This is a genomic window from Streptomyces sp. NPDC048671 (assembly GCF_055587045.1).
Genome location: NZ_JBVJHB010000001.1, coordinates 950,149 through 960,882 on the forward strand (window position 1 = coordinate 950,149; position 10,734 = coordinate 960,882).

The following is a 10,734-nucleotide window of genomic DNA, read 5'->3' on the forward strand; positions in this document are numbered from 1 at the left end:
CTCCGGTCCCCCACGCGCCGCCGGCCCGGACAGTGATTCCGCCGTGGACGCCTCCGCTGCGGTTGCCGCCTCCGCCGCCGCTGCCGGTCCAAGGGCCGAGGCCGGGACCGGGGCCGGGGCCGGGACCGGCGGCAGGCCGTCAGCTCGGGACGGACCCTCAGCTCGGGGCAGACCCGCTGCCCCGGACGGACTCGGGGCGATGCCCACCGCCTGTCGGGCCACCCGCTCCCCGTACCCGCCCGCCATGAGTGCGTCGGCACGGGCGCGCGAGGCCGCGGCGGCAGTGCGGTCTGGCGCGTGGCGACGGCGGCCGGGTCCGGCGCCCGCCCCGCTCCGGGCGCGCCCGTCCGACGCGGGAACGCGGCCGGGCCCGCTGCCGGGTCCGCCGCCGGTCCTGCCGAAGGGGCCGGCACGGCCCGTACGGCCGGTTCCGCCACCGGGGCCGCTGGTTGCACGATGTGATCGGGAAGCCATGCCTCACGACGCTAGGCACTTCCGCCGGAACCCGCTGAGGGCGCCCAAATATGGTGGAAAACCTGCCCGTTGTGGATAACTCGACCACTCCGGGCAGTGAATCAGCGCGGCGAGACCACTGCTCCCAGCAGCCCCGGACCGGTGTGCGCGCCGATCACCGCGCCCACCTCGCTGACATGCAGGTCGACCAGTCCGGGAACCCGCTCACGCAGCCGCTCGGCCAGTCGCTCGGCCCGTTCCGGGGCCGCCAGGTGATGCACCGCGATGTCCACCCGCCCGCCGCCCGCCCGCTCGACGACGATCTCCTCCAGCCGGGCGATGGCCTTCGAGGCCGTCCGCACCTTCTCCAGCAGTTCGATGCGGCCGCCGTCCAGCTGGAGCAGCGGTTTCACGGCGAGGGCCGAGCCGAGCAGCGCCTGTGCGGCACCGATCCGGCCGCCGCGGCGCAGGTAGTCCAGGGTGTCGACGTAGAAGTACGTGGACGTGCCCGCCGCACGCTTCTCGGCGGCCGCCACCGCATCGTCCAGGCTGCCGCCCGCGTCCGCGGCCTCCGCCGCCGACAGGGCGCAGAAGCCGAGGGCCATGGCGACCATGCCGGTGTCCACCACCCGCACCGGCACCGGCGCGTCCTTCGCCGCGAGCAGGGCGGCGTCGTACGTGCCGGAGACCTCAGCGGACAGGTGCAGCGAGACGACGCCGCTGGCCCCCGCGTCGGCGGCCGCACGGTAGGTGGCGGCGAACACCTCGGGGCTGGGCCGGGAAGTCGTCACGGGGCGGCGCTTCTGGAGCGCCAGCGCGAGGGAGCGGGCCGAGATCTCGGTGCCCTCCTCCAGCGCCTGATCACCGAGGACGACGGTCAGCGGCACCGCGGTGATGCCGTGCCGTTCCATCGCCTCGGGCGGCAGGTAGGCCGTTGAATCGGTGACGATCGCGACATGGCGGGACATGAGCGGGAGGTTACCTTCCGGGGCGGTGGCTCGGCAGTCCGACCCCGACCGAATGATCAGTTCCGGTCGCTTCGAGCCGCATCCTGCCATGCCCGGCCCCGCTCGACGCCCCGGTCAGCACCGCGGCCCCCGGCGCTCCGCTCGGGTGCCGGGAAAAGGGGCGGGTATTTCTTCAGTTCGTGGTCTCGGGCCGCGCCGTCTTCTGCCATGGGTACCCGGTCCGCTGCCGCGGGTCCGCAGCCGCGACGGCCTGCGCGATCCCCTCGTCTCCCGGCCCGCTTCGCGGCCCCTGCCCGTGCCGCTGGGCGGTCCCGGGGGCTCCGTCCTGGTCCTGCCCCGGTCCGGGGCCGCGCTCGGCCGAGCGGTCGGGCTGCTGCCCCGCTGCCGGCTCCTGCGTCGTCCAGTGCCGCAGCGCACCGGCCTCCACGTCGATCTGTACGTTCAGCGCCGCCAGATCGTCGTCGGCGAACCGGCGGGCCCGGTCACGCGCGGCCCAGCGCAGCGACTCCGCCGAACTTGTGATCTCCCCGGTGCGCTTCTTCAGTCCCGGCAGCAACGAGGCCACGGTCTTCTTGTCGGGCTCCCGCTCCAGTCGCTTCAGCTCGTCGTCCAGCTCACGGCCGTGCACACTCAGCCGCTGGAACAGTCCCAGCGACTCGGAGAGCGACGCGTCCTCGGCCACGCCCGTCTGCAACGCCTCCTGCGTGGCCCGCATCGACATGCGCAGCGAGAGCCGCAGCTGCGCCAGCTCCCCGACGACGCCCAGCTGTCCGTAGCTCTTCGCCCGAAGCGTGGTGTCCTCCACGGCCCGGCGCGCCTGCGTGATCGTACGGTCCACCCCGCGGCTGGCCGCCCCGATGACCTTGACACTCACATAGATGCCCAGGGCCACGAACGCGACGACGAGCAGCCCCAGGATCAGGATCACGGCTTCCATGAGCGCCCCTCGGATGGTGTGACGTCTGCCGACACGTGTTTACCGGCCCCTCCACCGTAAACGGAACGGGCAGGTTGGGGGTTCCATCGGAACCCCCAACCTGCCCGTAAGGGAAAGCCCTCACACCGCGATACCGAAGGCGAATGCCTAGGCCGGGACGATGTTCACCAGCTTCGGCGCCCGGACGATCACCTTGCGGATGCCCGCCCCGCCCAGCGCGGCGACGACGGCCGGGTCGGCCAGGGCCAGGGCCTCCAGCTCGGCGTCCGTGATCGACGGGGAGATCTCCAGGCGCGCCCTGACCTTGCCCTTGATCTGCACCACGCAGGTCACGGTCTCGTCGACGACGTACGCCGGGTCGGCCACCGGGAAGTCCTGGTGCACGACCGACTCGGTGTGGCCCAGCCGGCGCCACAGCTCCTCGGCGATGTGCGGCGCCAGCGGCGCCACCAGCAGCACCAGCGGCTCGGCGACGGAGCGCGGCAGCGGGCCGCCCGCCTTGGTCAGGTGGTTGTTCAGCTCGGTGACCTTGGCGATGGCCGTGTTGAAGCGCATTGCGCCCATGTCGCCGCCGACACCGTCGATCGCCTTGTGCAGGGCACGCAGCGTGTCCTCGCCGGGCTCCGTGTCGACGACGGTGACCTCGCCGCTCTCCTCGTCGACGACATTGCGCCACAGCCGCTGCAGCAGCCGGTACTGGCCGACGACCGCCCGGGTGTCCCAGGGGCGCGACACGTCCAGGGGGCCCATCGCCATCTCGTACAGGCGCAGGGTGTCGGCGCCGTACTCGCCGCAGATCTCGTCGGGCGTCACGGCGTTCTTCAGGGACTTGCCCATCTTGCCCAGAACGCGGGAGACCTTCTCGCCCTGGTGGTAGTACGCCCCGTCGCGCTCCTCGACCTCGGCCGCCGGGACCGCGATACCGCGGCTGTCCCGGTAGACGAACGCCTGGATCATGCCCTGGTTGTACAGCTTGTGGAACGGCTCGGCGGAGGAGATGTGCCCCAGGTCGTGCAGCACCTTGGACCAGAAGCGGGCGTACAGCAGATGCAGTACGGCGTGCTCGGCGCCGCCCACGTACAGGTCGACACCACCGGTGGGCTGTCCCTCGCGCGGGCCCATCCAGTACTGCTCGATCGCCGGGTCGACCAGCTTGTCGGCGTTGTTCGGGTCCAGGTAGCGCAGCTCGTACCAGCAGGAGCCGGCCCAGTTGGGCATGGTGTTGGTCTCGCGGCGGTAGCTTCGCAGACCAGCCCCGTCGCCCAGGTCCAGCGTGACGTTGACCCAGTCGGCGTTGCGGGACAGCGGGGTCTCGGGCCTGGTGTCGGCGTCGTCCGGGTCGAAGGTGCGCGGCGAGTAGTCGTCGACCTCCGGCAGCTCCAGGGGCAGCATCGACTCGGGCAGCGGGTGGGCGATGCCCTCCTCGTCGTACACGATCGGGAAGGGCTCGCCCCAGTAGCGCTGGCGGCTGAACAGCCAGTCGCGCAGCCGGAAGTTGACGGTGCCCTCGCCGACCCCGTGTTCCTTCAGCCAGTCGGTGATGCGGGCCTTCGCGTCAACGACGCCCAGGCCGTCCAGGGAGATCTCGTCGTTCGCGGAGTTGACCAGCTTCGCTTCGTACGAGGCGAAGGCGTCCTCCCACGTCGAGGCGTCCGTGCCGCGGTCGTCCGACGGCTCGACGACACAGCGCATCGGCAGCTCGAAGGCGCGCGCGAAGGCGAAGTCGCGCGCGTCGTGCGCCGGCACGGCCATGATCGCGCCGGTGCCGTAGCCCATCAGCACGTAGTCGGCGATGAAGACGGGGACCTGCTCGCCGCTGACCGGGTTGGTCGCGTACGCGCCGGTGAAGACACCGGTCTTGTCCTTGGCCTCGGCCTGCCGCTCCACGTCGGACTTGGCGGCGGCCTGCTTGCGGTACGCGGTGACGGCCTCGGCCGGGGAGGCGTGTCCGCCGGTCCAGACCGGGTGGGTGCCCTCGGGCCAGGCGGCCGGAATGATCCGCTCGACCAGCTCGTGCTCGGGCGCCAGCACCATGTAGGTGGCGCCGAACAGGGTGTCCTGGCGGGTGGTGAACACGGTGATGTCGCCGGCGCCGTCGACCGGGAAGTCGACCCGCGCGCCCTCGGAGCGGCCGATCCAGTTGCGCTGCTGCAGCTTGATGGCCTCGGGCCAGTCCAGCCCGTCCAGGTCGTCCAGCAGCCGGTCGGCGTAGGCGGTGATGCGCATGTTCCACTGGCGCAGCTTGGCCTTGAAGACGGGGAAGTTGCCGCGCTCGGAGCGGCCGTCGGCCGTGACCTCCTCATTGGCCAGCACGGTGCCCAGGCCCGGCGACCAGTTGACGGGCGCGTCGGAGGCGTAGGCCAGGCGGTGGCCGCTCAGCACGTCGGCACGCTCGGCCGCGCTCAGCGCGCTCCAGTCGCGGCCGTCCGGGGTCGGGCGCTCACCGCTCTCGAACTGGGTGACCAGCTCGGCGATCGGCCGGGCGCGGTCCGCCTCGGCGTCGTACCAGGAGTTGAAGATCTGCAGGAAGATCCACTGGGTCCACTTGTAGTACTCGGACTCGATGGTGGCGAACGAGCGGCGCTTGTCGTGGCCCAGGCCCAGCCGGCGCAGCTGCGCCGTCATGTTCTCGATATTGGACTCGGTGGACAGCCGCGGGTGGGTGCCGGTCTGTACGGCGTACTGCTCCGCGGGCAGGCCGAAGGCGTCGAAGCCCAGGGTGTGCAGGACGTTGTGGCCGGTCATCCGCTGGTGACGGGCGAAGACATCGGTGGCGATGTAGCCCAGCGGGTGGCCGACGTGCAGGCCCGCACCCGAGGGGTACGGGAACATGTCCATGATGAATTTCTTCGGCTTGGCGGCCAGTTCCGGATTGTCCGCCAGGTCACCGGTCGGATTGGGTGCCTCGTAGGTGCCCTCGGCGTCCCAGAAGTCCTGCCAGCGTGCCTCGATGTCGGCGGCCATCGCTGCCGTATAGCGGTGCGGCGCAGCAACGTCGGCTGCGGAATTCGTCTCGCTCATGATCCTCAAAGCTCCATCGATCGTCATCTGCCGGCGCCCACGTCTACGGACACGCGTCTACGGAAACGAAAAATCCCCTCGCACAGGAGGGGACGCCGCGCCGATGCCGACCAGGCATTCTCACCGGTCGGGAGTGATCAGCGCGGCTCGCTAAGCAGAAGGCGTACGGCACGCATGGCGTCAGGGTACCGCAATGGCCCGGCCACCATCCGGGCGCCGCCGATCCGTGGACACACCGGGATGGAACCGTACGGCGACACAGACGAGCAGCGGGCCACCCGAATCCGGATGGCCCGCTGCTCGATCTTCACTGTGGAGCTAAGGAGAATTGAACTCCTGACCTCCTGCATGCCATGCAGGCGCTCTACCAACTGAGCTATAGCCCCGCGTCGTGCCGCCCGGTCTCCCGCGGCGACATCGAGAACATTACCGGTCACCCCGGCCGTCCACCAAATCGTTTCCGGTCCGCCCGATTCCGCCCCATCGGCGGGGCCCGGTCAGGCGGTGGCGAAGGAGTAGAAGCGCTTGAGCGTGCAGTGCTCCTCCAGCAGGCGGCCGTAGATCGGCTCGCCCTCCAGCTCCCGGTAGGTCTCGATCGGGTCGCCCTTTATGACCAGCGCCCGCGCGCACTCCTCGCACCAGTACTGGTAGTCCTGGTTGACCGGGTCCATGTCCCTGACGATGGGCGTGCCGCTGCCGCACCAGTCGCACTTCCGCCTGTGGGCGCCCATGGGTCAGCTCCGGCTGCGGCCGCGGGCCGTGCACAAGGGGAGGATTCCGCCGTTCCCGCCGGGCGTCCGGACTGTGGGGGGCGAACTGCCGGCGGGGCGGCCGGCGCATACGCGGGCCTCTGGAACAGGGGGCAGGTCCGGGACCTCGTGGCGACTCGCAGGCATCGCGCACTCCCTCCCGTTCGGTCCGTCGCCCCCTCCGGCGCTCCGATTCTGCCATGGCCCCGCAAGGGGGTCAGCCCTGCCGAGATCCCGTCGTCCGCCGACGCCGTACAAGACCCACCAGCACACCCGCGACGGCGGCCGCCGACAGTGCGAGAGCGCATACCCACAGCGCCTCTCCCGAACCCTGCGCCCCAGGCGTATCAAGGCGGTTGAGGTAGAGCGTGCCGAACCCCGCGACACCGATGAGCTGGCCGAGCTGGGTGACGGTCACCAGTACGCCGCTCGCATCGGCGGCGTCCTCCGGCCGTACGTTCGCCAGGGCACCCGTAAGAGTGGGGCTGAAGCCGAGCGCCATGCCCACGCCGATGATGACGAAGGCCGCGTACCGCCCGGCACCACCATCGCCGCCGTCGCGCATCAGGTAGCCGAGAGCCGCCGAACCGACGGCCACGAGCGTGAATCCGGCGAGGAACACCACGGAGGCGAGCAGGCAGATCCGGGTCCAGGCCGGCCGGCCCAACTCTTGTCCGAGCACCAGCGGAACGGTGAACAGGACGACGGCCGCCGCGAGCATCAGCAGCCCCACCAGATCCAGCCCACGGGCCCGTGCGGGTTTTACTGGATACGGAACGGCAGTTGCCTCGGAAGTCTTGGCCGTGGCCGTAGTCATGGTCGTGGTCATGACCTCAAGGCTGGTCCCAGCCGCATACGGGTAACGAGAGCCCGCTGACGTGATCGGTCAGTGCGGCGCGGTGGTGGTCGCGCGCAGCTCAGCGAGCCGACGTTGGTACAGCGGGCCGATGGCGTGAGCGCCCCTGGCCTCGCTCGGGGTGGCCTGTTCGATCAGGTGATGGGACACGGCTTTGAGGTGCGCAGCCCAAGCGACCACATGCTGCTGAGCCGTCCGCCCGCACTCCTGCGGTTCACCAGGGAGGCACAGGGGGAGTTCCGGCCCAAGCTTGTTGGCTGCGTGTCGGATGTATCGAGCGATGGTCAACCATTCGTCCTCGGTCCGCCGAGCGGCATTGCCCTCGTTCTCCCATCCCCACGGGCCGAAGTCGTCCCCGTGATCGTCCATCTGTGCGCTCCCTGGTATTCAGCGGGTTAGGCCGGTGCAGCGATGGTAGCGGCGCTGTCCGCTTCCCTGGGGTCACAGTGCCCGACCGAGGGAACGCACGGACCACAGGGGCCGCACATGGGAAGGAACTGTGGCGGAGTACAGGACTGGACACCGCCCCCGTGCACCGCTGCGATATCGGCCGCGACGCCGGTCATCCGCTCGCCACCCCAGATATCGGAGATCGGCCTATCCAGCACGTTGCCCATGGTCAGGAACCGGCCGAGAACGCACGGCCACACATCCCCGGTCGGACCGATGGCGCATTTCTCGTGTGCGCAGTGCCCGCACAGGTCCGCGATGGTCGGCACGGCTCCTTGACTTGCCCGCCCGAATGCGCGGGTCCGGTCTCCGCCGACCGTTCCGACACCGAGCGCCGCAAGGTCCTGCGCCGCCTCCTGTACGCGCTGCCCGTCCCTCACGGCGACAACTCCGCCCCGCAGGGGGATACCGAGTGCGAGCGCCTTTTGCACGTTGGCGCGCGTCTTCTTGTGCGCCCCTCGGAGTTGCGTCACCGAGTCGTGTTCCTCGGCGCTGTCCGAGTAGTACGAGGTAGCGAGCTTGACACCGTATTCCGTGAACGCATCCCACAGTTCCGGGCGGATGTGGGTCATGTTTGAGAACAGCTCGATACCGAGGCCCCGTCCGTGGGCGTGCTTGATCAGCGCGGGCAGGCTTGGGTAGAGAGTCGGCTCTCCTCCGATGAACTGAACGTCCAGGGTGCCCATGTCGGCCAGCTGGTCAATCACGTTCAACCAGTCCCGCACGGTCATGGCCCCGTGTGTTCCCTTGGGTCCGCTGTCTGCGTAGCAGTGATAACAGAACTCGTTGCAGAGCCCCGTCACCTCAAGCCACGCGAATAAGAGTCGGTTCTCGGAAGTACTCATGTGCGTTCTCCTTTGACCGTTGGTGTTTTGGTGCCCGCCCCTGCCGAGATTTCGAATTCGTGGGGGAACGGATTCGGATGCGTCAGGCAGGGGCGGGAGTCAGAGACGGCCCATAGCGGTCAGCGTGGGAATCGCCGTGCACAGCGCGGAGACTGTGAAGACGAACACCGACCGGCCGAATTACCGTGCGTACCTCACGAGTTGTCCCGCAAGGGAACGCAGTTCGGGCAGTCTTTGTGTCGGCGGTTCGGCGGATGGTTCGGGCCGGGCAGGTAGGCCACGCCCAGCACACCGCCGCGCTGATCCCACCAACCGGCCGGAGAGATCGCGTACGAACTTTCGGGGCCGCCCATGAGGCTGACTAGCTCAGGCCCGGGGAGAGGCCGTGTGCGGCACTCCTGTCGCCTCACCAGGGACATCACCGCCTCGCCCGTCGCTTGATGCCCTGCGGGTCGGCGCAGTCGGTGTGCCGGTAGATCGTGGCCGAGGTCCCGGACTGAACCTCGATTTCCCCGCGTCGGCAGCGCTCAAGGGCCTTGATCGGCTTCATGCACGCTGGGCACGTCTCGCCAGGCGGGGCGAACGTCGTGTACTCCCACTGTCGTGCGTCGGTGTCTTCCGTGGTGCGGCTCGTCATGGTCGCCATCCCGTCAAGTCCACTGCTGCTGCTGAGTGTTGCCATAGACAAGCGCGACGATGGGGCGGGGGCCACAGCAGAAAGGCCGCAGTCCTGCCGCACCCTGGCCGCACTGGCTACGCTGACCAGGGAAGACGCATTCGTGAGAGGGGACCGGCCACGATGACCAGCAGGCGGCGAAGGTTGGCGGAGCGCCGGAAAGCGTGCGGGTTCAACCAAGAGGAATTCGCGGAAGCGGTTGGCGCTGATCGCTCAACGGTCCAGCGCTGGGAAAGCGGAAAGAACGACCCTCAACCCTGGCAGCGCCCGAAGATCGCAAAGGCGTTGTCCATCACAACGGGTGAACTCGATGCGCTGCTAGTTCCCGACGCTTACGCTCCGCCGCAGTCTCGTACCGGTTGGCTCGCTGTCGCACCCTCAGACAGTGACGACGAATTCGACGCCCTCGAATTGGCCCGACGCGTATCCGCTAGCGATGTGGGAAAGGAAACACTGAGCCGTCTCGAATATGCTTTTGATGAGTTGGCGATGAAATACCCGGCGTCCCCTCCGCAAAACCTGCTCAACAGGGTGCGCAGACACTCGGCATACGTTGCCCATCTCATGGACGCGCGCATGACTCTCGCGGAACAGCGCCGCCTCTATGTGGTCGGGGGGTGGTTCCAACTGTTGGGCGCCACGCTGCATATCGACCTGAATCAGGAACACGCGGCGACGGCTCGTTTGCAGACAGCGGCCACCCTTGCGCAGCACGCCGAGCACCGCGAAATTGAGGCGTGGTGCTACGAGACGGATGCTTGGCGAGTCCTCACGGATGGCGACTACGCACGCGCGCTAGAACTCTCCCAGATTGCACAGGAGTTGGCACCGGTCGGAACCTCGGCTGCAATCCAGTCAACAGCGCAAGAGGGGCGGGCGAGAGCCCGACTCGGGGAAGGGGTCGAAACTTATGCGACCATCGACCGAGTTCAGCGCATGTCGGGTGCGATCGTCCCGCACAAGGGCACTGAACATCACTACCAATACGACCCCGGTAAGGCGTTGGCTTACACAGCGACGACGCTTGCATGGGTCGGAGATCCCGCAGCAGAGGACTACGCACGACAGGTAATCGCGCGTCTCGCGCCCGCTGACGACGTGGCGAAATGGCCCCGCCGAGTGGCGTCTGCGAACATCGATTTGGCGCTAGCATTGCTCGGCAGTGACCGGCTGGATGAGGCGTGCAATGCAGCACAGCAAGCCATATTGTCCGGCCGCATCGTGCCGTCGAATCACTGGCGTGCGCTGGAGGTCGTCAAGGCCGTTGAGCTGCGGCAGCTTCCGGAAGCTTCGGACCTGCGAGAGGCGTACCAGGGATTGAAGGAACTCCCGAGCGGTCCGACATTCAGCTAAGGGCTTGCAGATCATCAAGGTGTTTCTTCCCGACCTGGGGCTCGTTGGTCTGGTATGCGCATCCCGGACGAGATCCGTGACCAACTATCCACGAAGTTCGCGGTGTTGTTCCCGCATCTGGACGAGCGGCAGCGACGGCTGTTGATGGGGGCCGAGGCCCGGCAGCTGGGGCATGGTGGCATCCGCGCTGTCGCTCGGGCGGCCCAGGTCAGTGAGACGACGGTCCGCGATGGCGTGTTCGAGCTGGAATCCGGCGTCGAGCCGTTGGGGCGGGTCCGGCGTCCCGGCGGAGGACGCAAACGGGTCGCCGATCTAGACCCGGGGCTGCGGCCGGCACTGCTGGCGCTGGTCGAGCCCGATGAGAGAGGCGACCCGATGTCGCCGCTGCGGTGGACTGTGAAATCGACCCGTACGATCGCGGCGGAG

Annotated in this window: 10 protein-coding genes and 1 tRNA gene; 2 read left to right on the forward strand and 9 right to left on the reverse strand. The window is 68.7% G+C overall.

The window, feature by feature from the left end; genetic code table 11:
- Positions 1-575: 575 nt before the first annotated feature.
- The 9 genes from ACZ6S6_RS04355 to ACZ6S6_RS04395 form a co-directional block, all read right to left on the reverse strand.
- Complete coding sequence (locus ACZ6S6_RS04355; protein WP_362962586.1) at positions 576-1,421, reverse strand: DegV family protein; 846 nt, start codon at positions 1,419-1,421, stop codon at positions 576-578.
- A gap of 172 nt (positions 1,422-1,593) precedes the next feature.
- Positions 1,594-2,358 (reverse strand): hypothetical protein, encoded by a 765-nt coding sequence (locus ACZ6S6_RS04360; RefSeq protein WP_469703788.1) that lies wholly within the window; start codon positions 2,356-2,358, stop codon positions 1,594-1,596.
- A 147-nt stretch (positions 2,359-2,505) separates the two neighbouring features.
- The gene (leuS, locus tag ACZ6S6_RS04365) at positions 2,506-5,379 is read right to left on the reverse strand and encodes a leucine--tRNA ligase (RefSeq protein ID WP_469703790.1); all 2,874 of its coding nucleotides are present in this window, start codon (positions 5,377-5,379) and stop codon (positions 2,506-2,508) included.
- A 313-nt stretch (positions 5,380-5,692) separates the two neighbouring features.
- Positions 5,693-5,765, reverse strand: a tRNA-Ala gene (locus ACZ6S6_RS04370).
- Between the two features lie 111 nt (positions 5,766-5,876).
- Positions 5,877-6,110 (reverse strand): hypothetical protein, encoded by a 234-nt coding sequence (locus ACZ6S6_RS04375; protein WP_362962580.1) that lies wholly within the window; start codon positions 6,108-6,110, stop codon positions 5,877-5,879.
- A 235-nt stretch (positions 6,111-6,345) separates the two neighbouring features.
- Entirely contained in the window at positions 6,346-6,957 is a 612-nt protein-coding gene (locus ACZ6S6_RS04380) for an MFS transporter (RefSeq protein WP_469703792.1), read from the reverse strand.
- A 57-nt stretch (positions 6,958-7,014) separates the two neighbouring features.
- The gene (locus tag ACZ6S6_RS04385; RefSeq protein ID WP_469703794.1) at positions 7,015-7,353 is read right to left on the reverse strand and encodes a hypothetical protein; all 339 of its coding nucleotides are present in this window, start codon (positions 7,351-7,353) and stop codon (positions 7,015-7,017) included.
- 26 nt (positions 7,354-7,379) lie between these two features.
- The gene (locus ACZ6S6_RS04390) at positions 7,380-8,279 is read right to left on the reverse strand and encodes a radical SAM/SPASM domain-containing protein (protein ID WP_469703797.1); all 900 of its coding nucleotides are present in this window, start codon (positions 8,277-8,279) and stop codon (positions 7,380-7,382) included.
- Between the two features lie 418 nt (positions 8,280-8,697).
- Positions 8,698-8,916 (reverse strand): hypothetical protein, encoded by a 219-nt coding sequence (locus ACZ6S6_RS04395; protein WP_469703799.1) that lies wholly within the window; start codon positions 8,914-8,916, stop codon positions 8,698-8,700.
- 162 nt (positions 8,917-9,078) lie between these two features.
- On the opposite strand from ACZ6S6_RS04395, the gene ACZ6S6_RS04400 reads away from it, so the two are divergent.
- Together ACZ6S6_RS04400 and ACZ6S6_RS04405 are read left to right on the forward strand one after the other, a co-directional pair.
- Positions 9,079-10,308 carry a helix-turn-helix transcriptional regulator gene (locus ACZ6S6_RS04400; RefSeq protein ID WP_469703801.1) on the forward strand — a complete coding sequence of 410 codons (1,230 nt, stop codon included), beginning with the start codon at positions 9,079-9,081 and terminating at the stop codon, positions 10,306-10,308.
- A 54-nt stretch (positions 10,309-10,362) separates the two neighbouring features.
- Positions 10,363-10,734 (forward strand): ISAzo13-like element transposase-related protein (locus ACZ6S6_RS04405; protein ID WP_469703803.1); only part of this gene is annotated, 372 nt, incomplete at its 3' end.

What these genes read in the sequence shown, in the direction of transcription:
- ACZ6S6_RS04360 (WP_469703788.1), bottom strand. Translation starts at nt 2,358, where the DNA reads ATGGAAGCCGTGATCCTGATCCTGGGGCTGCTCGTCGTCGCGTTCGTG.
- ACZ6S6_RS04375 (WP_362962580.1), bottom strand. Translation starts at nt 6,110, where the DNA reads ATGGGCGCCCACAGGCGGAAGTGCGACTGGTGCGGCAGCGGCACGCCC.
- ACZ6S6_RS04400 (WP_469703801.1), top strand. Translation starts at nt 9,079, where the DNA reads ATGACCAGCAGGCGGCGAAGGTTGGCGGAGCGCCGGAAAGCGTGCGGG.
- ACZ6S6_RS04380 (WP_469703792.1), bottom strand. Translation starts at nt 6,957, where the DNA reads ATGACCACGACCATGACTACGGCCACGGCCAAGACTTCCGAGGCAACT.
- ACZ6S6_RS04390 (WP_469703797.1), bottom strand. Translation starts at nt 8,279, where the DNA reads ATGAGTACTTCCGAGAACCGACTCTTATTCGCGTGGCTTGAGGTGACG.
- ACZ6S6_RS04395 (WP_469703799.1), bottom strand. Translation starts at nt 8,916, where the DNA reads ATGACGAGCCGCACCACGGAAGACACCGACGCACGACAGTGGGAGTAC.
- leuS (WP_469703790.1), bottom strand. Translation starts at nt 5,379, where the DNA reads ATGAGCGAGACGAATTCCGCAGCCGACGTTGCTGCGCCGCACCGCTAT.
- ACZ6S6_RS04355 (WP_362962586.1), bottom strand. Translation starts at nt 1,421, where the DNA reads ATGTCCCGCCATGTCGCGATCGTCACCGATTCAACGGCCTACCTGCCG.
- ACZ6S6_RS04385 (WP_469703794.1), bottom strand. Translation starts at nt 7,353, where the DNA reads ATGGACGATCACGGGGACGACTTCGGCCCGTGGGGATGGGAGAACGAG.